At 63.5% G+C, this 25,066-nt stretch carries 22 protein-coding genes and 1 pseudogene; 11 read left to right on the top strand and 12 right to left on the bottom strand.

Annotation, left to right across the window (positions count from 1 at the left end; translation table 11 throughout):
* Window positions 1-175 precede the first annotated feature (175 nt).
* From ahpF to MKP05_RS07275, 4 genes are all read right to left on the bottom strand, one after another.
* Window positions 176-1,732 carry an alkyl hydroperoxide reductase subunit F gene (ahpF, locus tag MKP05_RS07290; RefSeq protein ID WP_240567705.1) on the bottom strand — a complete coding sequence of 519 codons (1,557 nt, stop codon included), beginning with the start codon at window positions 1,730-1,732 and terminating at the stop codon, window positions 176-178.
* A 170-nt stretch (window positions 1,733-1,902) separates the two neighbouring features.
* Window positions 1,903-2,466: an alkyl hydroperoxide reductase subunit C gene (gene ahpC, locus MKP05_RS07285; RefSeq protein ID WP_240567704.1), complete on the bottom strand. Its 564-nt coding sequence runs from the start codon at window positions 2,464-2,466 to the stop codon at window positions 1,903-1,905.
* A gap of 402 nt (window positions 2,467-2,868) precedes the next feature.
* Complete coding sequence (locus MKP05_RS07280; protein ID WP_240567703.1) at window positions 2,869-4,194, bottom strand: four-carbon acid sugar kinase family protein; 1,326 nt, start codon at window positions 4,192-4,194, stop codon at window positions 2,869-2,871.
* Between the two features lie 24 nt (window positions 4,195-4,218).
* Window positions 4,219-5,265: a LacI family DNA-binding transcriptional regulator gene (locus MKP05_RS07275; RefSeq protein ID WP_240567702.1), complete on the bottom strand. Its 1,047-nt coding sequence runs from the start codon at window positions 5,263-5,265 to the stop codon at window positions 4,219-4,221.
* Window positions 5,266-5,400: 135 nt separating this feature from the next.
* On the opposite strand from MKP05_RS07275, the gene MKP05_RS07270 reads away from it, so the two are divergent.
* The 5 genes from MKP05_RS07270 to MKP05_RS07250 all read left to right on the top strand — a co-directional run bounded on the left by MKP05_RS07270 (window position 5,401) and on the right by MKP05_RS07250 (window position 10,590).
* Window positions 5,401-6,690 (top strand): ribulose-bisphosphate carboxylase large subunit family protein, encoded by a 1,290-nt coding sequence (locus tag MKP05_RS07270; protein ID WP_240567701.1) that lies wholly within the window; start codon window positions 5,401-5,403, stop codon window positions 6,688-6,690.
* Between the two features lie 49 nt (window positions 6,691-6,739).
* Entirely contained in the window at window positions 6,740-7,714 is a 975-nt protein-coding gene (locus MKP05_RS07265; RefSeq protein WP_240567700.1) for a TRAP transporter substrate-binding protein, read from the top strand.
* A 72-nt stretch (window positions 7,715-7,786) separates the two neighbouring features.
* Window positions 7,787-8,299 (top strand): TRAP transporter small permease, encoded by a 513-nt coding sequence (locus tag MKP05_RS07260; protein ID WP_240567699.1) that lies wholly within the window; start codon window positions 7,787-7,789, stop codon window positions 8,297-8,299.
* A 2-nt stretch (window positions 8,300-8,301) separates the two neighbouring features.
* Window positions 8,302-9,594: a TRAP transporter large permease gene (locus MKP05_RS07255; RefSeq protein WP_240567698.1), complete on the top strand. Its 1,293-nt coding sequence runs from the start codon at window positions 8,302-8,304 to the stop codon at window positions 9,592-9,594.
* A 42-nt stretch (window positions 9,595-9,636) separates the two neighbouring features.
* Window positions 9,637-10,590, top strand: coding sequence for an NAD-dependent epimerase/dehydratase family protein (locus MKP05_RS07250; RefSeq protein ID WP_240567697.1), 954 nt, complete (start codon window positions 9,637-9,639; stop codon window positions 10,588-10,590).
* Window positions 10,591-10,698: 108 nt separating this feature from the next.
* Here the strand turns inward: MKP05_RS07250 and MKP05_RS07245 are convergent, their stop codons facing one another.
* The 6 genes from MKP05_RS07245 to MKP05_RS07220 form a co-directional block, all read right to left on the bottom strand.
* Window positions 10,699-11,469 (bottom strand): copper resistance protein B, encoded by a 771-nt coding sequence (locus MKP05_RS07245; RefSeq protein ID WP_240567696.1) that lies wholly within the window; start codon window positions 11,467-11,469, stop codon window positions 10,699-10,701.
* Window positions 11,470-11,478: 9 nt separating this feature from the next.
* Window positions 11,479-13,326 carry a copper resistance system multicopper oxidase gene (locus tag MKP05_RS07240; protein WP_240567695.1) on the bottom strand — a complete coding sequence of 616 codons (1,848 nt, stop codon included), beginning with the start codon at window positions 13,324-13,326 and terminating at the stop codon, window positions 11,479-11,481.
* Window positions 13,327-13,400: 74 nt separating this feature from the next.
* Window positions 13,401-14,729, bottom strand: coding sequence for an ATP-binding protein (locus MKP05_RS07235; protein ID WP_240567694.1), 1,329 nt, complete (start codon window positions 14,727-14,729; stop codon window positions 13,401-13,403).
* Complete coding sequence (locus tag MKP05_RS07230) at window positions 14,716-15,381, bottom strand: response regulator transcription factor (RefSeq protein WP_240567693.1); 666 nt, start codon at window positions 15,379-15,381, stop codon at window positions 14,716-14,718. The genes MKP05_RS07235 and MKP05_RS07230 overlap by 14 nt, the downstream gene beginning before the upstream one ends.
* Before the next feature lie 3 nt (window positions 15,382-15,384).
* Window positions 15,385-15,879, bottom strand: a complete 495-nt coding sequence (locus tag MKP05_RS07225; RefSeq protein WP_110284318.1) for a cupredoxin domain-containing protein — start codon at window positions 15,877-15,879, stop codon at window positions 15,385-15,387.
* Between the two features lie 84 nt (window positions 15,880-15,963).
* Window positions 15,964-16,371: a MerR family DNA-binding protein gene (locus MKP05_RS07220; RefSeq protein WP_240567692.1), complete on the bottom strand. Its 408-nt coding sequence runs from the start codon at window positions 16,369-16,371 to the stop codon at window positions 15,964-15,966.
* Between the two features lie 65 nt (window positions 16,372-16,436).
* Here MKP05_RS07220 and MKP05_RS07215 point away from each other — a divergent pair, with 65 nt between their 5' ends.
* From MKP05_RS07215 to MKP05_RS07205, 4 genes are all read left to right on the top strand, one after another.
* Window positions 16,437-16,958, top strand: a complete 522-nt coding sequence (locus tag MKP05_RS07215; RefSeq protein ID WP_439108970.1) for an HAD-IC family P-type ATPase — start codon at window positions 16,437-16,439, stop codon at window positions 16,956-16,958.
* Window positions 16,885-17,250: an HAD family hydrolase gene (locus tag MKP05_RS22115; protein ID WP_439108969.1), complete on the top strand. Its 366-nt coding sequence runs from the start codon at window positions 16,885-16,887 to the stop codon at window positions 17,248-17,250. Before MKP05_RS07215 ends, MKP05_RS22115 begins: the two co-directional genes overlap by 74 nt.
* Window positions 17,251-17,310: 60 nt before the next feature.
* Window positions 17,311-17,712, top strand: a complete 402-nt coding sequence (locus MKP05_RS07210; RefSeq protein WP_240567691.1) for a 2Fe-2S iron-sulfur cluster-binding protein — start codon at window positions 17,311-17,313, stop codon at window positions 17,710-17,712.
* 2,351 nt (window positions 17,713-20,063) lie between these two features.
* Entirely contained in the window at window positions 20,064-21,227 is a 1,164-nt protein-coding gene (locus tag MKP05_RS07205) for a YncE family protein (protein WP_240567690.1), read from the top strand.
* Between the two features lie 60 nt (window positions 21,228-21,287).
* On the opposite strand, the pseudogene MKP05_RS07200 reads toward MKP05_RS07205, so the two are convergent.
* Window positions 21,288-21,725: pseudogene (locus MKP05_RS07200) on the bottom strand (transposase); the annotation flags it as partial.
* Between the two features lie 482 nt (window positions 21,726-22,207).
* On the opposite strand from MKP05_RS07200, the gene MKP05_RS07195 reads away from it, so the two are divergent.
* Complete coding sequence (locus MKP05_RS07195; RefSeq protein ID WP_240567689.1) at window positions 22,208-23,587, top strand: hypothetical protein; 1,380 nt, start codon at window positions 22,208-22,210, stop codon at window positions 23,585-23,587.
* A gap of 352 nt (window positions 23,588-23,939) precedes the next feature.
* Here MKP05_RS07195 and MKP05_RS07190 read toward each other — a convergent pair whose 3' ends face one another.
* Window positions 23,940-24,314, bottom strand: a complete 375-nt coding sequence (locus MKP05_RS07190; protein WP_240567688.1) for a hypothetical protein — start codon at window positions 24,312-24,314, stop codon at window positions 23,940-23,942.
* Window positions 24,315-24,872: 558 nt separating this feature from the next.
* Between MKP05_RS07190 and MKP05_RS07185 the strand changes: the two genes are divergently transcribed.
* On the top strand, window positions 24,873-25,066 hold a 194-nt coding region (locus tag MKP05_RS07185; RefSeq protein WP_240567687.1), incomplete at its 3' end, for a transposase family protein.

The following is a 25,066-nucleotide window of genomic DNA, read 5'->3' as shown; positions in this document are numbered from 1 at the left end:
GTGGTCTCCTGAAACGGCTGGACTTGTCCTAACTATACCTAGATTGGCCCCGATACTGAAAACTGGACTGTAAATTTCATCTCTTGATGACTCGGCCCGGTCCAGGAACGCAAGCGCCCCCGCCGGCGTGGCCGGCGGGGGGCCTGGCTGCCCCGGGGCAGCGGATCGGGACGCGTCAGCTTCGAATGAGATGGTCGAAGGCGCCCAGCGCGGCCCTGGAGCCCTCACCCATGGCGATGACGATCTGCTTGTAGGGCACGGTGGTGACGTCGCCGGCGGCGAAGACGCCCGGTATCGAGGTCATGCCGCGCTCGTCGGTGATGATCTCGCCGCGCCCGGAGAGCTCCACCGGGGAGCCCTCGAGCCACTCGGTGTTGGGCACCAGGCCGATCTGCACGAAGACGCCCTCCAGGTCGATCGTCCTCGCCTCGCCCGTAGCCCGCTCTTCAAAGGTCAGGCCGTTGACCCGGGTGCCGTCGCCCTTGACCTCGGTGGTCTTCGCCCCCTTGATCACGGTGACGTTGGGCAGGCTGGCCAACTTCTTCTGCAGCACCGCATCGGCACGCAGCTCGTCCATGAACTCGATCAGGGTGACCTCGGCGACCAGGCCGGCCAGGTCGATGGCCGCCTCGACGCCGGAGTTGCCGCCACCGATCACCGCCACGCGCTTGCCCTTGAACAGCGGACCGTCGCAGTGCGGGCAGTAGGCCACGCCGCGGTTGCGGTACTCCTCCTCGCCGGGCACGCCCATCTGCCGCCAGCGGGCACCGGTGGCCAGGATCAGCGTCCTGCTCTTGAGGCTGGCGCCGGAGGCGAACCGCACCTCATGCTCGCCGCCGGGCCGGGCGGCCGAGACCAGCTCGACGGCCCGCTGCAGGTTCATGATGTCGACGTCGTACTGCTTGACGTGCTCCTCCAGGGCCGCGGCCAGCTTGGGCCCTTCGGTCTCCTGCACGGAGATGAAGTTCTCGATCGCCAGGGTGTCGAGCACCTGGCCGCCGAAGCGCTCGGCGGCGACACCCGTGCGGATGCCCTTGCGGGCGGCGTAGATGGCCGACGCGGCGCCGGCGGGGCCACCGCCCACCACCAGCACGTCGAAGGTGTCCTTGTCGCTGAGCCTGGCCGCCTCGCGCTCGGCGGCACCGGTATCGACCTTGGCCAGGATCTGCTCGAGACTCATGCGCCCCTGGTCGAAGGGCTCGCCGTTGAGGTAGAGGCTCGGCACCGACATCACCTGGCGCTCCTCCACCTCGTCCTGGAACAAGGCGCCGTCGATGGCGACGTGGTGGACGTTGGGGTTGAGGATCGCCATCAGGTTCAGCGCCTGCACCACGTCCGGGCAGTTCTGGCAGGAGAGCGAGAAGTAGGTCTCGAAGCGCAGCTCGCCCTCGAGGCCCTTGATCTGGTCGATCACCTCTCGGCTCGCCTTGGGCGGATGACCGCCGACCTGCAGCAGCGCCAGCACCAGGGAGGTGAACTCGTGGCCCATGGGGAGGCCGGCGAAGACTAGGCCGGTATCTTCCCCCGGGCGATTGAGGGCGAAGGAGGGCTTGCGGGCGTCCTCGCCGTCGGTACGCAGGGTGATCTTGTCGCACAGGCCGGCGATGTCGGTGAGCAGACCATGCAGTTCCTGTGACTTGGCGCCGTCATCGAGGGAGGCGACGATCTCGAACGGCTGAGTGACCTTTTCCAGATAGCCTTTGAGCTGGCTTTTCAGATTGTCGTCCAACATGACAGCGGGTTCCTTCATGTTCGGGTGTCAGGCGTCACGACCCGCCCATGACGACGACCGCGGGGGTGTCGCGCAAACGGCATCGGGACTCGAAAGGGGTACCCGGGCGGGATCCACCCGGGTAAGGACGGGCGAGGCCGGGGGACGGCCTCGCGGCGGGCGTCGATCGCTTAGATCTTGCCGACCAGGTCCAGGGAAGGAGCCAGCGTGGCTTCGCCTTCCTGCCACTTGGCGGGGCAGACTTCGTTCGGATTGGCAGCCACGTACTGGGCGGCCTTGATCTTGCGCAGCAGCTCCTCAGCGTTGCGGCCGATGTTGCCGGCGTTGATCTCGACGATCTGGATCTTGCCTTCCGGATCGATCACGAAGGTGCCACGCTCGGCCAGGCCGGCGTCCTCGATCAGCACCTCGAAGTTGCGCGAGATGGCCAGGGTCGGGTCGGCCAGCATCGGGTACTGGATCTTGTTGATGGTCTCGGAGCTGTCGTGCCACGCCTTGTGGGTGAAGTGGGTGTCGGTGGAGACGCCGTAGATCTCGACGCCCAGCTTCTTGAACTCCTCGTAGTTGTCTGCCAGGTCACCCAGCTCGGTGGGGCAGACGAAGGTGAAGTCGGCCGGATAGAAGAAGAAGACGTTCCACTTGCCCTTCAGGCTCTCTTCGGTGACGTCGATGAACTCGCCATTGTGGAAGGCGGTGGCTTTGAACGGCTTGACTTCGGTGTTGATCAGGGACATCCGTGGATAACTCCTTGATGGGTGGGTGGTGAATCTGGATACGGGGCCATGGTACCCCTTGTCGGCCGATTGGCTAAATTGAATGGCGACATGGGGGCGATAGGAGGCGCCTATGCTGCCATTACCTGGCAAAAGCCGACACACGGGCCTCGCACGCATCGTGGTACCCTGGAGATGCGTGGGCCGGGATTCTCGACTTTCGTGGAGGGCTCGAAGCTATCAGCAGGTAGCGCAGAAATCCAGACCCGCGTCTCGAGAAACCAAGCGACACCGCAACCCGACGGAGGCAAGGAAAACACCCAGCGTGACCGGCTGGTGCACAATATCGTCAGCCACCACAAGGGCGTCAGGTCAGCCTCTCGTGTCATTCACGGGAAGTGGCGTCTCGCAAGCGAGAGCTATTCAGTGCCCCTGTGTGCCGCGTTTCACCCGCGTAAAGAAATCCTTGCCGCCGATCTGACCGCCCTTGAGCACCACCTCCAGCCCGTCGATCGGCGAACCGGGGGCGACCAGGCGGCACAGGTGGCCGCCCTGGGCCTCGTCGAAGGCCACCAGCTCCAGTGCCTCGGCGCCGACTTGTCGCATGGCATGGCTCGAGGTATCGCCACCGGCGAAGACCAGCCGGTGTAGGTCGCCGGCATCCCGCACCTCGCGGGTCAGGCGAGCGAAGACCTCGCCCACGGCCGTCGCCAGGCGCTCGGTGGAGAGGTCGGCGACCACATCCGCCTCACCGCGCGTGGTCGCCACGGCGACATCACGGCCCTCGCCGAACAGCGCCGCCACCTGGCCGGCCAACCGCCTGGCCAGGCCCGGGGCATCGCGTAGGGCCTCCTCGGGCGGCAGCGACAGGATCGCCCCGCCCCAGGACTCGAAGTGCGTCAACTGGCCGCGGGTCTGCGGCGAACAACTACCGGACAGCACCAGCAGCCGGGCCACGCCGGGGTAGGTGGTCGGCAACGGCTGCCGCTCCGCCGTATCGCGGGTCACCACGCGCCCCACGGCATCGGCCAGCCCCTGGGCGGCCACCGCCAGCGTGGGGCGCCGGTCGGCCAGGCGCAGGATCAACTCGGCGGCATGCTGCAGTTCGGCCTGGTCGGTGGCGTCGAGGACCGCGAAGCGCTCCGCCTCGGCGGCCGACCACAACGCCTGCCAGCCACCGTCCGGCGCACGATAGTCGAGCAGCGTCACTGCCGCCGGCGCGATCGTCGTCTGCGCGGCCAGGTGGCGGCGCAGATCTGCCTCGGTCATCGGCGTCGAGGGGTGGTGAGCCATGGCCGGGTTCTGGTCGAGCCGGCAGATCTCGCCCCGGTAGCGCGTGAATTGGTGGGAGAACGCCGTGTAACGCCCGAAGGCCGGGGTGGCGGGCAGCACCGGCAGGGCGCAGCCTGGCCAGCGCCGCCTGGCCAGTTCCATGACATGGCCAATGCTGCCCACCGTCGGCGACGAATCGAAGGTCGAACACACCTTGAACTGCTTGATCCGGGGATCCAGCGCTTCGATCAGCGCCAGGGCCGGCTCGACCTCTCGGGTCATCGCCTCCGGGGCCAGGCCCCGGGCCGTTCCCGCCAGCCCCACCACGTCCAGCTCCGGCGCCATGTCGAGAATCGCCTCGCGCCCGGCACTGGAGAAGAACAGCCGGCCCCGCAATCCATGGCGGCTGAACTGTGCCAGGTTTTCCGTCGAACCGGTGAAATCGTCGCCATAGAAGGCCGCCAGCAGTCGCGTCATTGGTTGTCTCCTTCCGGCCAGGGTTCAGGTGCTCTCGCGCACGGTCAGTTCATAGCCGATGTCGACCCGCGGCAAGGCGGGCGACCGGCCCTTCAGGCGGGCCAGCAACAGCTTGGCCGCTTCGACGCCCATCTCGAAGCGTGGCACCGTCACGGTGGTCAGGCGAGGGGTCAGGTGCTCCCCCAGCGACAGGCCCAGATAGCCGCCGATGGCGATATCCTCCGGTACCCGCATCCCGCGCCGATTGGCTTCCAGGATCGCCCCGGCGGCCAGGTTGTCGTTGGCGAAGTGCATCGCCTCGAGATCGGGACGCGCCTCCAGCGCCTCGAGGAACAGCTGCCGGCCCACTTCATACGAGGAGGGCTCGTCTTGCTGGAACAACAGCTCGCTCTCCACGCCGGCCGCTGCCAGCGCCTCGCGATGTCCTTCGTAACGCTCCCGGGCCCGATAGTCGCGCACCATGCCGGTCCCCAGGAAGGCGATGCGCCGATAGCCCCGCTCCAACAGGTGCAGCGCCATGCAGGCCCCTACCTCGGCGTTATCCACACCCACGTTCATATCGATGCTGGCATCGCCCAGTTCCATGATCTCGACCACCGGGCGCCCCCAGGCCTTCAGGCGACGCACGGTGCTCTCGTGATGTCGAAGCCCGGTCAGGATCACCCCGGAGGGCGAGTAGCCCAGCACCGAGTCGAGCAACGCCGCCTCGCGGTCCAGGTCGAAATCGGACGAGCCCAGCAGCACCTGGTAGCCGGCGGCCTCCAGGGTCTGCTGGATGCCGTGGATCACCTCGATGAAGGTCAGGATCGACAGCGACGGTACCACCACCGGAATCACCCGGGTGCCCGCCGAGGCCAGCCCGCCGGCGATCAGGTTCGGCACATAGCCCAGCGTCTCCACCGCCTGGTCGATGCGTTCGCGCAGGCGGGCCGAGACCTTCTCCGGGGTGTTCAAGGCGCGCGACACCGTGATCGGGGCGACCCCCGCCTGTTTGGCCACGTCCTCGATGGTCACGCGGTTGTCGCCGCGATGACGGCGACGTTCCCGAACGCCCGCCTTGTCGATCGCCATGCCCTCGTCCTCTCCAGCCGGGTTGCGTTCCTTTCAGTCTATCCTAGAATGAACCTTATGGTAGCGCTACCAAATAACCCGTGCTAGCTTTCTAACCACAACAACAGACCGGCTTCACCCGGCAGGAGCACACCAATGGCATCACCCCAGGCCCGACCTGGCCTGCCCAGGATCCGCGCCAGCTATCGCATCGAAACGCCGCTCGACCCCGAGCGCGCCGCCGCGGCCATGGCCGGCGAGCAGTCCTCCGGCACCTTCCTCAAGCTCGCCGGTGAGACCGATGCATTGCGTGAACGCCACGCTGCGCGGGTCGAGTCGGTGGCCCTCCTCGCCACCGTGGACACGCCATCCCTGCCCGGTTCGCTGACTGGCGATGCCTATCATCGGGCCAATGTCACCCTGTCCTGGCCGCAGGAGAACATCGGCGCCAGCCTGCCCAATCTGCTCGCCACGGTGCTGGGCAACCTCACCGAGCTGCGCGAACTCTCCGGCATCCGCCTGACGGACGTCGAGCTGCCGCGCGACTTCATCGAGGCCTTCCCGGGGCCGCAGTTCTCCATCGCCGGCACGCGGCGCCTCGCCGGGGTCGACCACGGCCCGCTGATCGGCACCATCATCAAGCCCAGCGTGGGCCTGTCGCCCGAGGAAACGGCGGACCTGGTCCGCCAGCTGATCGAGGCAGGCATCGACTTCATCAAGGACGACGAGCTGATCGCCGATCCCCCCTACTCGCCGCTGGCCGAGCGTGTCCCGGCGGTCATGCGGGTCATCGAGGAGCACGCCCAGCGCACCGGACGCAAGCCGATGTATGCCTTCAACATCACCGGTGATATCGACGAGATGCGCCAGCGCCACGACTTGGTCCGGGCCCATGGCGGCACCTGCGTCATGGCCAGCGTCAACTGGATCGGCATGAGCTCGCTGGTGGCGCTGCGTCGTCACGCGGAACTGCCGATCCATGGCCACCGCAACGGCTGGGGGCTGTTCTATCGCCATCCGCAGATCGGCATCGACTATCGCGCCTACCAGGCCCTGCTGCGCCTAGCGGGGGCCGACCATCTGCACGTCAACGGGCTGGGCAGCAAGTTCGTCGAGGCCGATGCCTCGGTGATCGACTCGGCCCGCGCCTGCCTCACCCCGTTGCTCGAGGCACCGGGCCGGGACGACCGCGCCTTGCCGGTGTTCTCCTCGGCGCAGACGGTCCACCAGGCGCCCCCTACCTTCGCGGCGCTGAAGTCGACCGACCTCATCTTCACGTGCGGGGGCGGCATCATGGGCCATCCCGACGGGGTGGCCGCCGGCTGCCGCAGCCTTCGCGCCGCCTGGGAGGCCACCGCCAGCGGTGTGACCCTGGAAGACCATGCCAGACAGGAACCCGACCTCTCCGTCGCGTTGCGGGCCTATCAAAGCCCGTTTTCAGGATGAAGAAGCAACGACACGCCACCCAAGCTCGAACCGCACAGGGGTACTCAAGATGAAGACAATAACAGCAAGCGGCATCGTCCTCGCCGGCCTCGCCTCCCTCGCCACCGCGGCGAATGCCTCGGCCGCGGAGCTGGCCATCGCCATCCACGTCGAGCCCTCGCACGCCATGTTCAAGGTCGGCGAGCGGCTCAAGGAAAGCATCGAGGAGCAGACCAACGGCGAGTTCTCGATCACCCTACTGGGCACCGAGGTGGGTGGCGAACGCGACCACCTCGAAGGCGCCAGCTACGGCGAATACGACATCGCCCTGGGGGGCTCGATGCCCATGACGCTGTATGCCGAGGAGTTCTCCGCCGCCGATCTGCCGTTCGTCTACGGCTCCAGCGGGGAGGCCAGGGAAGTCTACGAAGGGGAGACCGGCGAGCTACTCAACGAGCAGTTGGTTACCAATGGCAACATGCGCCTGGTCGGGCTTTCCGCGCGCAACCCGCGCAACCTGACCTCCAACTTCGCGGTCGAGGCACCGGAGGACGTCGAGGGCGTACGCATGCGCGTTCCCGAGATCGCCCCCTGGCTCCAGATCTGGGAGGAGATCGGCGCCCTGCCCAGCCCCATCGCCTGGCCCGAGGTCTACACCTCGCTGCAGACCGGGGTGATCGAGATGCAGGAAAACCCGGTCGACCTGATCCATGCCGGCAAGATCTACGAGGTGCAGAGCCACATCAATCGCACCGAGCACGTCTACTCCTTCTTCCACTGGCTGATGAACGAGGACTTCTACCAGGGCCTGTCCGACGACGATCGCGAGATCATCCTCGGCGCCATCGAGGAGGCCACCACCTGGGGTAACGAGATGGTCGCCAACGGTCAGGCCGACCTCTATGAGGAGCTCCAGGAACTCGGCATGACCGTCGTCGAGCCGGACGTGGCCGCCTTCCGCAGCGCCGCCGAACCCGCCATCCGCGACATCGCCGAAAGCTACCACCCCGCGGTGCGCGACTACGTCCTGTCACTGGTCGAATGAACGGCAGGGCGATCCGCCGCCACCGGCGGATCGCCCCCTCCTCACTGTGAACCACATCCCTCGGAGGCGCCCGTGAAAACCGCGGAACGCATTACCCGTGCCCTCGACCTGTTCTGGCGATTGCTGACCGGTGTCGTCATGACCGCCTTCGCCCTGATGCTGGCCATCATGGCCATCCAGGTCATCTCGCGCTACGCCCTGGGCATTGCCGTGTCCTGGACCGACGAAGCCTCGCGCTACCTGTTCCTGGCCGAGATCTTCCTGGGCTCGGTGCTCGCCTTGCGTTACCAGGAGCATATCCGCATCACCATCGTCACCGACATCCTGAGCCCGTCGCTGCGCAACATCGCCGCCAGCGTGGCGGACGTGATCTGCGTGCTGGTGCTGCTGATGCTGGTGGTCGGCGCCTGGAACATGATGGACCGCACCGCCGGCATCATGGCCAGCACATTCCAGATGAGCTTTTCCTACATCTACCTCATCCAGCTGATTTCCGCGCTGCTGATGATCGGGCTGCTCCTTGGCGATCTCTACCGGCGAATCGCTGGCGGCCCCCCAACCACCGAAGAAGGCAGGGGTGATTGACCATGGAAGTCTTCGTCATCATGTTCGTCGGCCTGATCGTCCTGCTGATGCTGGGGGTGCCCGTGGCCTTCGCCATGATCGCCTCCTCGGCCCTGGTGCTGGGCTACACCCGTGGCTTCGATGCCATTCCCATGGAAATGATCTCCCAGCGCACCCTCTACGGGGTCAACAGTTTCACCCTGCTGGCCATTCCCGCCTTCCTGTTCATCGGGCGACTGATGAACAGCGCCGGCATCTCGGATCGCGTCTTCGACGTCGCCCGCACCATGGTCGGCCACCTCAAGGGGGGCCTGGGGCACGTCAACGTTGTCGCCAGCATGCTGTTCGCCGGGATGTCGGGCTCGGCGGTCGCCGATGCCGGGGGGCTGGGGGCGCTCGAGATCAAGGCCATGGAAGACGACGGCTACCCGACCGGCTTCAGTGCCGCGGTCACCGCCAGCTCGGCGACCATCGGCCCGATCATTCCGCCCAGCATCCCCGCGGTCATCTACGGCGCTCTGGCCAATGCCTCGATTGCCGCGATCTTCCTGGCCTCCATCATTCCCGGGCTGTTCATGGGGCTGGGCCTGATGGTGATGGTCGCCATCATCTCCCATCGCCGCGGCTTCCCCACCCGAGCCAGGGCGCGCCTGAGCGAGTTTACCCTCGCCATCACGCGAGGCCTGCTGCCGATGCTGACGCCCCTGATCATCATCGTGGGCATCCTGTCGGGCGTGTTCACCCCCACCGAGGCCTCGGTGGTCGCCCTGCTCTACTGCATGATCATCTCGTTTCTGGTCTATCGCTCGATCAGCTTCCGGGAATTCCTGAATATCCTGCGTGCCACCGCCATCGACACCGCGGCCCTGCTGTTCATCATCGCCGGCAGTGCCCTGTACAGCTGGGTTCTGGCACGCTACCAGGTCACCGCCCTGGTGGCCGACTTCCTGCTGGCCACCGTGACCGACCCGCTGGCCCTGCTGCTGCTACTCGCGCTTTTCATCCTGCTGATCGGGCTGTTCATCGATTCGGTACCGGCGCTGTTCCTGCTGACGCCGCTGTTGGTGCCGGTGGTGGTGCAATACGGTATCGATCCCGTGCATTTCGGCGTGGTGATGATCTTCACCCTGATGATCGGGTTGATCACGCCGCCGGTCGGCACCGTGCTGTTCACGATACAGAAGATCACCGGCATGTCCTTCGCGGGCCTGGTGCGGGAAACCATGCCGTTCTACATCCCGCTGTTCGTGGTACTGCTGATCATCATCTGTTTTCCGGCAATCGTCATGTTCCTGCCCGACCTGGTACTCAACTAGGGCAGGCAACGCCTGTCCGAGACAATCAAGGAGATTCACATCATGTCCGTTCTGATCACGGGGGGGCTCGGCCACGTCGGCTCCTGGGTGGCCTACCAACTGGCCAAGCAAGGCAAGCAGGTCATCCTCTGCGACATGGCCGCGAACCATTTCGACCGGCTGGGGCTCGACTACCTGGAGGAGGTCCGCGACAAGCTGGTGCTGGAAAGCGTCGACGTGCTCGACTACCACAGCATGTTCGAGCTCCTGCTGCGTCATCGCGACGACCTCGAAGGGGTGATCCACGGCGTCTCGGTCATCGCCGGCCCGCACTTCCAGCAACGCCCCTTCAAGCACATCTCGATCAACGCCACCGGCACCCTGAACGTGCTCGAGATCTGCCGGATCCTGGGCATCGACAAGGTCGTCAACATGAGCTCCGGCGCCGTCTACGGTGATGCTCCCGGCCCCCAGAGCGAAGCGACCCCCTACAAGGCCACCGATCTCTACGGCGCCACCAAGATCGCCGGCGAGCTCTACGGGCTGCAATACAGCGACACCTACGGCATGGACGTGCGCAACGCGCGGCTGTTCTTCGTCTACGGCCCGGGCAAGCGCCCCTCGCACATGCACCTGGTCTACCAGGCGATGTTCGGCCCGCTGGAAGGGCTCGACGACATCCAGGCGCCCAACGGCTCCGAGCAGGCCCTGGACTGGACCCATGTCCACGACACGGCGGCCGGGATCGTCAAGCTGTTCGAGAAGGAGAGCGTCACCCACCGCAACTTCAACATCTCCAGTGGTGTCGCCGTCGATCACCTGCAGATCGTAGAACATGTGGCGGATATCATCGGCAAGCGGTCCAACGTCCAGCTCGGCCCCGGCCCCTTCGTGGTCAGGGGAGCACCGCTGGATATCTCGCTGGCCCAACGAGAGCTCGGTTTCACACCTCAGTACACGGATATCCGTACAGGTATTCAAGACTACTGGCAGTGGTTGAAGGCCAACACTCCTTGAGAGGTGGTACTGACATCGGGAAAAGTGCTAGTCCGTGTATCGATTTTTTAAGCTCAAAGCAGCAAGGTGCTTGAATAGCCCCCAGATCAGAACCGGAAGACACCACCGCTACAACATCAGCCTGACACCGGCCACGATCCCGGTGTCTTCCGTGGGGTCGCCCTGGACCCGGGCCAGGTCGGCGGTATCGCCGTAGCGTTTTTCCCAGTAAGCGCCGAGGTAAGGGGCGAACTTGCGGCTGATCTCGTAGCGCAACCGCAGGCCGGCCCGTATCGAGTTGAGCCCCTCTCCCACGCCGAACTCCTCGACCTCGCTGCCCGCCACGACGATCTCGGTGCGTGGCTGCAGGAAGAGCCGCTGCGTCAGGCGTACGTCATGCTCGGCCTCGAGGGCCGCCGAAACATCGCCTTCGTCGCTGACCCTCAGGGCAAGATCGGTTTCGATACGGTAGGGGGCCAAGCCCTGCAGGCCGATCACACCGAAATAGCGCTCGGGGTGATCGTCCGAGGCAATGCCGCCTTGATAGCCGATGCCGCCCTGGAGCTCCCAGAAGTCGTCGATCAGGCGGCTGTAGAGCAGGTCGAGGGATTCGAACTCGGCATCCTCGCCATCGCCCTGCACGTTCTCGCCCTCGCCCTTGAGGTAGACGCGATGGACATCGCCGCCATACCAGGCATCGAAGTCCCAGACCCAGGCCTCGTCTCCCTTGTCGGGGACGACATACTCGAGGCGCTCGACGAGCACCGCGCCCGTGAGGTGCTCCTCCATCGGCGATGGCCAGTCGGCCGGGGCATCATAGCCATCCTCGGCGTGAACCCCGGTCATCGTCAGCATGGCAAGGGCGGCGCAGCTAACGGGCAATGCAGTCCTGGTTTTCATGCAGGCTCCTTATGAGACCTTGACGACCCGGAACATGCCGGCATCCATGTGGTAGAGAAGATGACAGTGGAACGCCCAACTGCCTTCGGCATCGGCGGTGATCAGGGCGGACACCCGCTCCCCCGGCTTGACGTTCAGGGTGTGCTTGCGGGGGATCAGCTCACCGGCACCGTTTTCCAGTTCCATCCACATGCCGTGGAGGTGGATGGGATGCTCCATCATGGTGTCGTTGACCAGGATCAGGCGCAGGCGCTCGTCCTTCCGGAAATGGATGGGGCCAGAGACCTCGCTGAATTTCTTGCCGTCGAAGGACCACATATAGCGTTCCATGTTGCCGGTCAGGTGGAGCTCCAGTTCACGCCCGGGCGGACGCCGGTCGGGCCACGGCGTGAAGGCCTTGAGGTCGCGATATACCAGCACGCGGCGTTCGTCAGGATCGATGCCGATACCGGCCTGGTCGTATTGGGAGCCGGGCTGGGCGGCGCCGGCGGGGAGCATGGCGCCCTCCCCCTCTCCCGACGACGAGGCTTCGCCCATGCCCCCCATGGTGGAGTGGTCCATGCCCGCCATGGCGGAAGGCTCCATGTCGCCCATGGTGGCGTCGTCCATGCCCCGCATATCGGAGTGATCCATGCCCGGCATATTGGAGTCGTCCATGCCCGCCATGGTGGAATGATCCATGTCGCCCATGCTTGAGTGATCCATGCCGCCATGCGCGCCCATCGCTTCCATGCCGCGGTCGGCAATCCTTCTAGGCTCCGGGATGGCCGCCGTCATGCCCTCGCGTGGTGCCAGGGTGCCGCGGGCGTAGCCGCTGCGGTCCATGGCCTCGGCGAACAGGGTATAGGCGGTATCGGCTTCGGGCGCGACGAGCACGTCATAGGTCTCGGCGACCCCGATACGAAACTCGTCGACGGGCACCGGCTGTACCGGCTGGCCATCGGCGGCCACCACGGTCATCTTCAGCCCGGGGATGCGCACATCGAAGTAGGACATCGCCGAGCCATTGATCACGCGGAGGCGAACCCGCTCGCCGGGGTTGAACAGCGCCGTCCAGTTCTCTCCCGGGGCATGCCCGTTGAGCAGGTAGGTATAGGTGCTGCCGGTGACATCGGCGATATCCCGCGAGCTCATGCGCATCCGGGCCCACATGGCGCGCCTCCTGGCCGTGTCGGCGAAGCCGTCTGCGCGTACATCGGCCAGGAAGTCGGCGATGGTGCGCTCCTGGAAGTTGTAGTACCCCTCGCCGATCTTCAAGTGACGGAACACCCTGGCCGGATCCTCGAAGGTCCAGTCGGTGAGCAGCAGCACATGCTCGCGGTCGTAGCGGAAGGGTTCCCGCTCGGCCGCATCGATGATCAGCGGCCCGGCATGGCCGAGCTGCTCCTGCAACCCCGAGTGGCTGTGATACCAGTAGGTGCCGTTCTGGCGGACCGGAAAACGGTAGGTGAAGGTCTCGCCCGGTTCGATGCCGGCGAAGCTGATCCCCGGCACGCCGTCCATCGCCGCGGGCAGGATCAGGCCGTGCCAGTGGATGGACGTCGGCTCCTCGAGCAGGTTGGTGACCTTGAGGACGGCATCCTGTCCTTCCTTGAGCCGGATCAGGGGGCCGGGGCTGGTGCCATTGATGCTGATCGGGCGGGTGGCCCTGCCGTCGATGGGCAGCGACTCCCGGCGGATGGCCAGGGCGACCTCGGGGCCCTCCTCGACGCCCTTGGGATAGCCCGTGCTCTGCCCCCAGGGGTTGGCCCAGGTCGGCTGCAGGCCCAAAGCCGCCGTACTCAGCCCCAGGGCGGCACCGCCCTGGAGGATCTGGCGGCGCGAGAGAGGGAAAGCAGCAGCTTTCGAGCTTGCCATGCGTGTCTCCTGTCAGGGGATGAAACAGGAGTCGATAGTGACCCACCAAGCTGAAACAAGGCTGAATGGCGCGGTCAGGGACACGGCTCGCCATGGGCAATGGTGAGCACCACCCGCAGGCCTCCTCGCGCACCGACGTCGAACCGCAGCTGGCCACCATACTGCTCGACCAGCTGCCGAAGGATGGAGAGCCCCAGGCCGTGGCCGGGGCGACTCTCGTCGAGACGCCTCCCCCGCTGGCCCAGCAGCGGAATGTCATCCGGCGTCACACCGGGGCCATCGTCCTCGACGGTGATCCTCAGCGATGACGCCAGTTCCAGGCGACAGACCACCGCGCGCTCGGCCCACTTCCCGGCATTGTCGAGCACGATGCCCAGCATCTCCGAGAAGTCCCGGGATTCGATCGGCGCGCAGGCTTCACCGTCGGGAAGGACCTCGAGGCGGAAGTCCTTGTCCGGATAGAGGACGCCGAACATCTCGATCAGTCGTTCGCCATCCCGTCGCAGATGCGTGACCTGGCCGGCATGGGGCCCGGCGATCTGCGATCGGCGCAACTCGGCGGCGAGCTGGGCATGCATGTCCTCCAGGCGCTGCAGCATCCTGTGGCGGCGCTCGTCATCGATGGGACGGGAGCCCCGCAGCACCTGGGTGACGGCCGCCAGGGGCGTCTTCAGCGCATGCGACAGGTTGGCGACGGATTCGCGGGAGCGCTCGAGGCGCCTGTCGATCTCGTCCATGAAGCGGTTGAGCTGCGCCACCAGGTCATCGAGTTCGGAGGGCGTCTCGAGGTCAAGTCGATGCCGACTGCCCGACTGCAGCTCGTGGAGCTGACGCTGCAGCCGGGACAGCGGACGCAAGCCACGGTTGACCGCCATCAGGTTGAGGGCGAACAGCAACACCAGCAGCAGGCCGGCAATGCCCCCGACCCACCAGTGCAGCGTCGCCAGCCCCGCCTTCACTGGGGCGAAATCCTCACCGATCAGCAACACCCCCCGCCCCCCCTCCAGCGTGAAGGCGCGGCGATGGATCAGTAGCTGGCGGTCCTGCCACACGACATCGACGAGGGCATCGTCCTCCCCCTCCAGGTGGGGCTCGAGTGGCGCCAACCAGCGCGGATGGGACGTGGTGACCTCGCCATTCAGCTGCAGCACATAGAGGTGATGGAACACCTGGTACCCCTGGCTCGCCGAATCAAGCAGGGAAGGTGCCGAGGAGCGGTCCTGGCGAAGCTGCTGCAGGGTATGGCTGGCCTCCTGACGCAGACGCTCGCCGAGAAAGTCCCGTGCCAGATCCTGCAACAGGAAGCCGTGCAGCAGCCAGGTCGTCCCGACGACGACCAGGGCGACACCACACAACCAGGTGAACAGGTGGAAGCGCAGGCTGCGCCGATCAATGCGAAACAAAGATGTACCCCTGGCCACGCCGGGTCTGGATGACATCCTTGCCGAGCCGACGTCGCAAGCGGCCGATATAGACCTCGACCAGGTTCGGGGCGGCGGCATCCTGCTCAAGCGCATAAAGCTGGTCGAGGAGTTGCGACTTGGAGTGAAGCCGGTCGGGGTGATGCATCAGATACCGCAGCAGCCGGAACTCGGTGGCCGTCAGGGCCTGCCAGGTCGACCCATCGGTACTGACACGCTGCGTGTCCTCATCGAGCCGGATGCCGTGGAGGGTCAGGCCATGGACCCCGCCGCCGGAGCGGCGCCGCAGCAGCGCGTGCAGCCTGGCCAGCAACTCGGCTTCGTGGAACGGCTTGGTCAGATAGTCATCCGCGCCACGCCGCAGCCCGACGACCTTGTCCTCCCAGGTATCCCGGGCCGTGAGGACGAGAACGGGCAAGTCATGCCCCTGATGCCGCCAGCGCTCCAGCAGGTCGAGCCCCGAACCATCGGGCAGGCCGAGGTCGAGGATCGCCAGCGCGTAGTCTTCGGTCGCCATCAAGGACTCGGCCTCACGGATGCTCGTGGCCGAGTCGATGCGATAGCCGTTGTCTTCAAGGGTCTCTGCCAGGCTCTCGGCCAGCAGGTCATCGTCTTCGAGAAGCAACAGCTTCATGCGTCAGCCCTGGATATCGATCATTCCCGACATGCCCGACTCGTAGTGGCCGGGAAGGTTGCAGGCGAACTCCAGGCTATCGACCTCCGCGGGCGCGGTCCATACCAGGGTGGTGGTTTCACCCGGCGCGATGGTCACCGAAGGCATCTGGCCACCGTGCTCGCCTTCGGCCATGTCGTGGCCATGATGGTCGCCGTGCCCACCATGCCCGGCCGCCCCCATCTCCTGCATCATCTTGCGGTGCGCTTCCTGGGCCTGGGCATCGCCGATCACGAACTCGTGCTCGAGATTGCCGGTGTTGGCGATCTCGAACTTCACCGTCTCGCCCGGCTCGATATCCAGCTTGCCGGGGGTGAACCACATGTCGCCGGCCTCGAAGCTGATGGTCCGATCTACCCGGGCATCGCCTTGCTCAGCGTGCTGGCCAGCGTGTTCGCCTGCTGCCATGGCGGCGGTCGAGAACATTCCAAAGGCCATTACCAACAGTCTCTTACGCATGTCACTACCTCTTGATTCGATCAGGGGAGTCCCCGTTGTAACCGATGATCCTGAAAAGGAGCTGAATGTCTGCCACCGCATCGGTCATGAGTGACTGACCGTGTCTCGCACCGAGACCGACATTGCCGGGTGATCCAGTGACAGGGAGGCATCGACCGGATCCGTGGCTCCGGCCAGATCCCCGAGGATCGGGCAATCCGGGCGATGGTCTCCCTGGCAGTGCTCGGCCAGGTGCTGCAAGGTCCGCCGCATGGACATCAGCTTCTCGATCTTGTTGTCCAGTTCTTCGATATGGGCGTAAGCGACGGCCTTCACGTCCGAACTGGCACGGTTGCGATCCTGCCACAGGGCGAGCAGGTCAGCCACCTGGTCCACTGAGAACCCCAGGCTGCGTGCCCGAAAGATGAAGCGCAGCGTTATAGCGACCGCGAAGGCGAGGCCCGCGCTGATGCGCGGCGACCCGGAGATGAACTCCCTGGTAATGCTGGGCACCTCCGCCGCCTGGGGCTATTCGGTGGTGGCCACCTTACCTGCCCCAGGTGTTGCCGGCCGGCACGGTGAACGTGTATTTCGAGGCGTCGGCGGTGATCATCACGCTGATTCTTGTCGGCCGCTATTTCGAGGCGATCAAGGCCCTGATGAAACTCCAGGCCAAGACCGCCCGCGTGGTCCGCGACGGCCAGGAAATGGAGATCGGCATCGATGAGGTGCGCCAGGGCGACATCGTCCTGGTGCGTCCCGGCGAGAAGATCCCGGTGGACGGCACGGTCATCGAGGGCAGTTCCTTCGTGGACGAGTCCATGATCACCGGCGAACCCGTGCCGGTGCGCAAGGAGGCCGGTGTGGACGTGGTGGGCGGCACCATCAACAAGGTGGGCAGCTTCACCTTCGAGGCCACCAAGGTCGGCGCCGATACCCTGCTCGCGCAGATCGTACGCATGGTCGAGCAGGCCCAGGGCTCGAAACTGCTCATCCAGGCCATGGTGGACAAGGTCACCAACTATTGTGATCGTGCTGGACAAGACCGGCACCCTGACCAAGGGCCGGCCCGAGCTCACCGACCTGGTGGTGGCCGTTGACTTCGACGAACTCGACACCCTGCACCTGGTGGCGTCGGTGGAGCGCCAGTCGGAACATCCCATCGCCGAGGCCATCGCCCGTCGCCTCGGCACCGACAAGGTGGTGGCCGCCGGCGCGCTGTTTCCCGCCATCGGGATCCTGCTCTCGCCGATCTTCGCCGCCGTGGCCATGGCCGCCTCGAGCATCTGTGTGCTCAGCAATGCGTTGCGCCTCAAGGGCTTCCGGCCACCGGTCGCGATCGAAGCGGATGAGGCCACCCCGGCAATCCCTCGGGTCTCGCAGGCCGCCTGAATGAAACTCGCCTCCTGTCCGGGTCAGGAAGCGTACCAATGACGTTCGGAGAACAAGAAAATGAGCCACAGCGTACAAATAAAGACAGCGGGCACGGCCGTCACCGTGGAAGCGGGAGAGACCGTACTCGATGCCGCCCTGGCGGCGGGCATCGCCTACCCCCACAGCTGCCAGGCAGGCCGTTGCGGCGCCTGCAAGTCGCGGCTGGTGGACGGCGAGATCGAGATGCTCCCCCAAACTCGCTTCTCCCTTAGCGAGGAGGAGCGTGACGCCGGCCTGGTGCTCGCCTGTCGCGCCCTGCCACGCAGCGACTGCACCATCGCCTGGCTCGGCGACGACGAGGAACTCGCCGCTCATACGGTGCGGAAAATGACCTGCACCGTGGAGGAGCTCGAGGATCTCACCCATGACATCAAGCGGGTGCGCCAGCGCATCAACGGCGAGGAGCACTTCAAGCCCTGAGCGGTGGAGCCAGCCAAAGGTGCCAGCCTCCTACGACTTTTTTCTCAGGATTCGGCTACGCAAGCCGAAGCATCATTTAGTAAGCTGAGTGTTAATGAATGTTTCCAATCGGATTCCAATGTTATCCCGATGGAGGCACGCCGGCGGCCTGCGACCGCCAAGGAAGGGGGGCGGTAAGCTGTACTTCCCGGCGGTAGCGTGCCTGGTCGAAAATTGCGACCCGCGCTTGGCAGTGTAACGGATTTCGTAGGAGCAAAGATTATCTGCGCGATTAAAGGGCAGCAATCGACCCAGGCTGTGTGAAAACTCCTCGGCTCTCCTGAAGATGGTGCTTGTACGCGAAATCTGGAGAGAATTTGCCTTGCAACTACCTCAGAATGCGCGAGAGAGCACCATTTTTGATCAATTTTTGACCGGCCCGAGACGCTCCAAGCGTTTTCACACAGCCTCGCCCCAAAGCTGACATGCTGGAAAGTTCTTCTGGCATGTCAGTCAGTGTTATATGGCTAGCACGAGGATAATTGATGAATAAGCTTTTTGACGACCAAAGCCGAGGTTACTCCGCGCTACCCGTAGAGCTCCCCTTATCGGTCTCCCGCACGCAGGTGAACGGCTCGGCCGTTTTCTGTAGCTGGCCTGATGAGCACGGTGTTGGGCACTCCAGATTCGTTTTCGATGATGTAGTTGCTGATGCGCTTTTCGCAGAGAAGTACCACCACAAACTGCTGCTGCGAGTTGATGAGGAAATGTCCCACAGGCGGTCCCATTGCGCTGAACCCGCGGACGGAGCACTGCTACGCATAGAGCACGGAGATGTATCTGTTTGCTGGGTGGCGCGCGAGGAGGCCGAAAGGGTAAAACGCTTGTCACAGCACTCTGAAGCGGTAGAAGAGCTGAGGTCGGCTTATATAGAAGCGCTAAAGCGCGCAGATCTGGAAACTCTATTTTCTGCCCCGGATGCTCTGTCCGGTGTCTTTCTCCCATGCCCAGTTGAGAGCTACTTCGCCAGCAATCCGCGAGTCATAGTCGTGGGACAAGAGACCCGAGGATGGCGGAATGAATCATGTGAACTCCGCAATACAAGGCTGGTGAATGACGCAGGAGTTGATGCTTCAATGCAGTGTGCCCGGGAGTTTGCGTCCTATGGAGCTAGGCGAAGCAAGTTCTTGCAGTTCTACAGGCACGTTTCGTCTCAGGTTGCGCCAGGCTCGCGAGATGCAGCGGTTTGGTCAAACCAGTTTTGCGTAAGCTTTGAGTCGGGAAGTCCCCTCCGACTCCCAGATGACGTCTTCCGTGCTGCCAAGCAGCTTTCATATGATCTGCTGAGAGCACAGATCGATATCCTCCAACCGCAGGTAGTCATCTTTACAACTGGTCCGACACGAGACAGGTACCTTAAGGAGTGCTTCCCTGGCTATAAGACGGTTGAAGTGTTCGAGCCGCGCCGTCTATGGCACTTCAAGATTGGCAATATTCACTGCTTGCGTACGAGCCATCCTCGCTGGGTTCGTGGAGCCGAGCACCTAAATAAAGCTGTCAACTTTGTAACAAGTCTTTCGGATTCATAATAGGCTAAACAACTATCCAGCGGACGCGTCAAAGGCGCTGTCCGTTGGGGTCAGCTTCTGGCAAAGTGGGGGGGGGGGTTTAGTATAATCTGATGGAAAGGCAAGGCAACTTACTAGCCAATGCGGACGTTCCGGAAAATGTTAAGGGGACGATTGTCCGTGTCATACTGACGAGTTATTATTAATTTTTAGTGAGGTCTAGTGGGTTAATGTTGACTGAGCAAGAGCATTTGTTGACTTGAACGCGCCGGCACGATGACCTAATAATAGAGCATGCTGTCTAATCTCAGTTATGCAGCTCATGGACCAGGTAGCGCGGTGACAAATTCGTGGAACCAACGAGAATCATGGAAGCCTTGGCTTGAAAGAGGGCAGTGTTTCACTCCGAGGCTGATTTTCAGCATGCGTTCGCGTGGGAGCTGCATCTGTCAGAGCTAAACTGGGATCTTCGCCTTGCGATCCCGCTTCGGACAGCTGCCGGCTCCATTCACCTCGATCTTCTCGCGTGGTCTCGGGTCAGCGAATTGTCCATCGAACTAAAGTATAAGACCCGGGCATTGAATGTCGAATTGAATGGCGAGCAGTTTACATTGACCGTTGCGGTCTCGTGTGTGGGGAACCATGAAGTGAACCAAATGGCGGCTGGTGCATGACTGTTAAGTCTGCCCTAACCTGGCTGGACCTCAGCCAGGACCTGCAGTAGCTTTAGTGTAGTAAGAGCGGAACCCTAGAGAGTCATTGAAACGGCGTAAACCTGCTTGTTCACCGGTATCAGGAACGTCCATGTCAATTTTACTTTTCCTCCATCTTCCTATCGTTGGCAACATGGACTCGGGCACCGAGTCCCCCACCCAGCAGACCAGGGCTGGAGGCGAATGGCTGATCAGCCTGGGCGCACACCTGCGCACCTGCAGAAGGGGCGGTAACGGTAGCTGCTCAGCAGTTGGTTACCGTCGGGCGGGCACGGCTGCGGAAGGGTATCGCATCCTGCGGTGGCTTTTCGTCACGTTCGTAGCGGCGGTGCTTGCGGGCTGGCAACTGGCCCCTGCCTCAACGCCCACCCCTGAGCCGGGCGTGCGGCTAGTCTGGGTCGGGGTCGAGGACGCCGAGCGGTTTGTTCTTGTCGACCTCGATGCGCGGGAGGTGATAGAAGGGTACAACACGCCGAGTGGTCCGCATAACGTCACTGTCGCTGAGGATGGGACCGCCGCCGGGACGTTGTACCGGGGAACCGAGCTCGCTATCGTCCGTGACGGGGAACTCACCTTCGTCGAGCTCGGTGACACCCCCCACGACGTGAAAGCAACCGGCGACCTGTTCGTCGTCGCGAACGAGATGGCCGAGCGACTCGACCTTGTCACCCTCGACGGAGAGCACATTACCAGCATCCCCCTCCGGGGCCAGCCACACGACACGGCGATCGCCCCCGGCGGGATGACCGCCTGGGTAACGCTGAACCACACCGGCGAGCTCGCCATCGTCGACCTCGACGCGCATGAGGTCGTCGACTACGTCCCGACCGGCCAGTCCCCGCACAACATCCTGTTTGGCCCCGACGGACGTTTCTGGGTTACGGACTGGCGTGGTCTCGTGCACGCCTTCAGTGCGGAGGGTGAGCTTCTGGAGACCATGCCGGTTGGGGAAGAGGCCCACCACCTCGCGTTCACGCCTGAAGGGGGCGAGGTCTGGGTCACCGATCATCACACCCGCGAGGCGATCGTCATTGACACCGCCACCTACGAGGTCCTGGCCCGTCTCGGGATCCCGGGGAGTCCCCACCACGTCAACTTCACCCCTGATGGGGAGCTCGCCGCGGTCGCCGACCACACGAACGGAACCCTCGTAGTCTTCGACGTCGCCACCCGCGAGAAAGTCGCCACGATTGAGGTCGGGCCGGGCCCGCACGGAGTATGGGCGGTGTCGGCCGACGCTGCCCGGAAGAGCTGAGTGTGTGGTGATGCCAATCATCTGACAATCGGCCACTGAAACGAGCGTGGTCATAAGTTCCTATGCAAATGAAACTGCGTATTCCGTTCCGTAGCCTGACAGGATTTGTTCTACCTCGCTGCGCAACGTCGCAAAGCTTTCATAGACGGTCAGCGGCAGCCAGGCATACTTGACCTGGCGCCAGAGGATCTCGATCATGTTCAACTCTGGCGAGTAGGCCGACAGATGTACCACGTGGATCCGCTGGTCCAGCCACTCCAGGCGCTTGCGCTTGAATGACGCAGAACGATGCATGCTGGCATTGTCCAGCACCACGATCGCGAAGGTGTCCGGGGACTTCTGGGTAATGAAGTGGTCGAAGGCGGCGATGACCGTCTCTGTCGTCACCAATTCGGTGGTGGTCTGATAGACCAGCTTACCTCGGCGGCTCAGGAAACTCAGTACGTTTAGTCGGCGACTGCGCGAGTAGGCAGTCATCTCCAGCGACTTTCCAATGGGGAGAAAGGTTACCAAGCACCGCGATGCCGCTGTTGTCAGATGCTTTTCTCCGGACGAGTGCTTACGTCTTCAGGAGAAGATTAAGGAGCTGCAGGATGAAAACGAGGAGCTTCTAGAGGCTTTCGCTCACCAATAACTTAACGAGGCGCTGCACCGATGACTTCGCCGCAGCTGCGCTAGCGCGTTATGTCAGATTAAGTTGAATGTCAGCTTCTGGCCGAGGCTGTGTGAAAACTCGTGGGCCCTACTGAAGATGGCGTTCGTACGCGAAATCTGGAGTGGTTTTGCCATGCAACCTCCTCGGAATTTGCGAGAGAGCACCAATGTTGGCCAGTTTTTGACCACTGGCAGACGCTTCAAACGTTTTCACACAGCCTAGGCCGAATGTGGAACTTTAGGCTATGTTGATGAGATGGTCGAGGCAGTTGACGACCCAAATCGGTCATTACCGGTAGTGATTTAGCTGCTGCGAGAATCCCTTTATGGCCATCGATAAAGATTTGGCAAGATCGCTCTTGACGAGCGCGGTGACGCGCTACGAGAGCGCCTGCCGTTGGGGATTGGTCACGGTCCTGGTCATGCTCGTCTTCCATGTGATGACTTTCGGCCCCTTCGTCGCTGCGCAGGTCGAGCGTGCCAAGGTTGCGGCGGAGTCGAAGGCGTTGAAACAGACCTCAGACGAGCTCCGCGCCAATCTCAGGTCGCAGCAGACCGCCATGCAGGAGGTGCGAGACGACCTCGACGCGATGCTCGTTCGTAAGAAAGCGGACTTCGATGCCCTACAGCGCGCAGTTGAATTCATTCGTGAATCGACCAGCGGTGAACAGGACGAAGCAGGCAGCGAGCGCGGCGCCAACTTTGCCGTTCAGGCTCCGATAGCCGTACAAGAGCCCGCACCGCGACTTCAGGATTCGGCTCGGGTCCGTTTCTTTGCAAAGCGCATCGAGCAGGAAGGGTTGAGCGAGCGCGTACGAGCCGCCTCCACGGGCGCCGATCTGCGAACGATACTGACGCCACTCATAGACCGTCACGTCATCGCTCCGCAATTCGCGCACGTCAACGAGAACTGGCAATCCAAGGTTCCGCAACTGGAAACAGGGGCTCTGCGGATCAAGGAGCAGTTTGCCAAGTTGGCCAACACGTTTCCAAACGCCCCACTCTGGGCAGAGATGCGCGAGAAGGCCGATAGCTACCTCGACGATTTGCGCGCAGTCGAGTTCGGTCCACCCGACGATCCGCAATGGTGGCATACCGTCGTCGGCAAAGACGATGCAGTGCTCCAAATGAAGGAACTCGAAGTCGCGCTGATCAGCCCGCCATCGTTCCATGCGGCGAACGAAGCGCTGCAAAGTTGGTTGAGCGATCGAGACACGATGCTTGCAGGGCTCAATGCTCAACTGCAGAGTCTGCAACAACGCTTTGACGAACAGCAAGATCGCCTGGCGAATCTACTCGTGCCGATCAGCGGCGTCGCGCTGGACCTCTCTATCGTCGTCGGTAACTTCCCGCTCGTCCTTGCGATTCTGCTCGGCACCGCGATCGGCTGGCCCGCACGACGTCACCGCGAGTTGCTCCGCGCGGCGGCACTCGCGCGCCGAGCAGATCTGATAACTCGAGGCGACGAAGATCTGCTAACCGCGCAGAGTTCGGCGTGGCCACTGGGTTACGCGCTCGGGTCGGTCGCGCTGTCTATCGCGTGGATCAGCGTCGTGAGCTGGCAACTCGCGAAATGGACAGACAGGGGCGGCCTTGATCTCGTGAGTATGACAGCTGTGGCCATCACGTTCGTCGTGGCCGCCGGCATTTACAAGTTCCGCATAGCCAAACAGGGGGCAGGCCACAGTTTCTCGCGACAGTCCTGAACCGTGGTCTGTCCCCGATTCCAGGATGATTCTCCGAGCAGTATCGGGACTGTTTCGGTGAGTCTCCTTCAGCGACGCTTCGGCGCGGATGCGCCGCTACGCTCTCGCAACCGGCCAGGGTCAGGAAGCGAAATACGCCCGGCGGCCCTGTTAACCAGAAGCCGTCAAAACGCATCGCGCTCCGTTGCGCGGGAGGTAAGCTTGAAATCGGACTTCAACGCCATCAGCATGGACGACGTTCAGGGAATCCCGCTCACCGAGATGTCGCTGGATGATTTTGCCCGCCCGATCGACATAGGTACGCGGTCGCAGTTCTTGACGGCAACCGCCGCGGCGCGGCTCATGCCTGGCACTATATCAGAATACCCTGAAGGTCGGCTCCTGGCCGGTTTCTGACTTTTAGTGATTTCTTTATTAACTTGTGTTCCTCCTGCGGCGCCTGGTCGGCCCAGACGACCGCTGCCATGCCGTCCTCGTGCAATGCTACCGAAGCGTCGTCCACGTAGCGGAAATCCGACTCGTTCATGCGCCAGGGGCCCCTGTGGGCCTCTCCGGTGGCCACCTCCAGGGCAGCGTGCCAGACGATGTCGGTGCTTTCCCCGGACTCGGCCACCGGCGACAGTAACGCCAGCACCAGCGCGATGACAGCGCCGGCGGTGGCCGGCGGTATGCCGCGGCCACGCGAAGACGACACCATCGCCCGACGCTGGTCCTGGTACTCCTGCATCGCTGCTTACCCCGCACGGAGTCAATGACTGTGGAGAGCACGATGGAAGCGACCCGCCCCGGGGTCATGAGGCCCCAGCAGGTCGCCCCGGGAGCGCGCACGGAGGGGTAGCGCAGTCCCGGCGCTCCCCCGGACGCCGGCCAGGGAACTGCGAGCCTATCGCTTCAAATACGCTTGCGCCTCGATGGCACCTGGCCTCGCCGAGCCTCCAGCGATGTCAAGCAAGGTAGCGTAGGGTCGCCCGCGGTCTGGGCTTTGCCTGCAGCGGCGGCGGCACGGGCAGCGCCGAGCAGGGTGTTGTAGCGCCTGGGCCACACCGCGTCGGAAGCTTGATACGCTTCCAAGGCCTCCGCCGGGCGGTCGAGGTCGAGAAGCAGGTCGCCCAGCGCCTCGTAGGGCGGCAGCAGGGCGCCCGGGGTGACCGTGGGTTTTTCGACGGTGCTGTCCAGTTCCGCGGCCAGGGAAAACGCATGAAAAACCGCGCTATGACGGGCTTCGTAGCACTTTACCAGTAGGAGCTAATGTGGTCATCTAACGGCTTTTGCTCATGGATGACTCATGCTGACACCGTCCCTTATGCACCATTTATCGATCGTTCCCGACTTCCGCCAGGCCTGGAAAGTGCAGCATCAGCTGTCGGATATCCTGTTTCTGACCGTCTGCGCGGTGATCTGTGGTGCCGAGGGTTGGGACGAGATCGAGGACTTTGGCCACGCAAAGCTGGATTTTCTCCGTCAGTATGGCGATTTTGA

Source organism: Halomonas flagellata (genome assembly GCF_022487945.1).
In the GTDB taxonomy this organism is placed as follows: domain Bacteria; phylum Pseudomonadota; class Gammaproteobacteria; order Pseudomonadales; family Halomonadaceae; genus Halomonas; species Halomonas flagellata.
This window is presented reverse-complemented; position numbering and strand designations above follow the sequence as displayed.

Excerpts from the sequence above, each read along its gene's own strand:
- MKP05_RS07190 (WP_240567688.1), bottom strand. The coding sequence starts at position 24,314 with ATGCAGGAGTACCAGGACCAGCGTCGGGCGATGGTGTCGTCTTCGCGT.
- MKP05_RS07195 (WP_240567689.1), top strand. The coding sequence starts at position 22,208 with ATGGCCATCGATAAAGATTTGGCAAGATCGCTCTTGACGAGCGCGGTG.
- MKP05_RS07245 (WP_240567696.1), bottom strand. The coding sequence starts at position 11,469 with ATGAAAACCAGGACTGCATTGCCCGTTAGCTGCGCCGCCCTTGCCATG.
- MKP05_RS07265 (WP_240567700.1), top strand. The coding sequence starts at position 6,740 with ATGAAGACAATAACAGCAAGCGGCATCGTCCTCGCCGGCCTCGCCTCC.
- MKP05_RS07280 (WP_240567703.1), bottom strand. The coding sequence starts at position 4,194 with ATGACGCGACTGCTGGCGGCCTTCTATGGCGACGATTTCACCGGTTCG.
- MKP05_RS07230 (WP_240567693.1), bottom strand. The coding sequence starts at position 15,381 with ATGAAGCTGTTGCTTCTCGAAGACGATGACCTGCTGGCCGAGAGCCTG.
- MKP05_RS07250 (WP_240567697.1), top strand. The coding sequence starts at position 9,637 with ATGTCCGTTCTGATCACGGGGGGGCTCGGCCACGTCGGCTCCTGGGTG.
- MKP05_RS07255 (WP_240567698.1), top strand. The coding sequence starts at position 8,302 with ATGGAAGTCTTCGTCATCATGTTCGTCGGCCTGATCGTCCTGCTGATG.
- MKP05_RS07210 (WP_240567691.1), top strand. The coding sequence starts at position 17,311 with ATGAGCCACAGCGTACAAATAAAGACAGCGGGCACGGCCGTCACCGTG.
- MKP05_RS07205 (WP_240567690.1), top strand. The coding sequence starts at position 20,064 with ATGTCAATTTTACTTTTCCTCCATCTTCCTATCGTTGGCAACATGGAC.
- MKP05_RS07270 (WP_240567701.1), top strand. The coding sequence starts at position 5,401 with ATGGCATCACCCCAGGCCCGACCTGGCCTGCCCAGGATCCGCGCCAGC.
- ahpF (WP_240567705.1), bottom strand. The coding sequence starts at position 1,732 with ATGTTGGACGACAATCTGAAAAGCCAGCTCAAAGGCTATCTGGAAAAG.
- MKP05_RS07275 (WP_240567702.1), bottom strand. The coding sequence starts at position 5,265 with ATGGCGATCGACAAGGCGGGCGTTCGGGAACGTCGCCGTCATCGCGGC.
- MKP05_RS07225 (WP_110284318.1), bottom strand. The coding sequence starts at position 15,879 with ATGCGTAAGAGACTGTTGGTAATGGCCTTTGGAATGTTCTCGACCGCC.
- ahpC (WP_240567704.1), bottom strand. The coding sequence starts at position 2,466 with ATGTCCCTGATCAACACCGAAGTCAAGCCGTTCAAAGCCACCGCCTTC.
- MKP05_RS07240 (WP_240567695.1), bottom strand. The coding sequence starts at position 13,326 with ATGGCAAGCTCGAAAGCTGCTGCTTTCCCTCTCTCGCGCCGCCAGATC.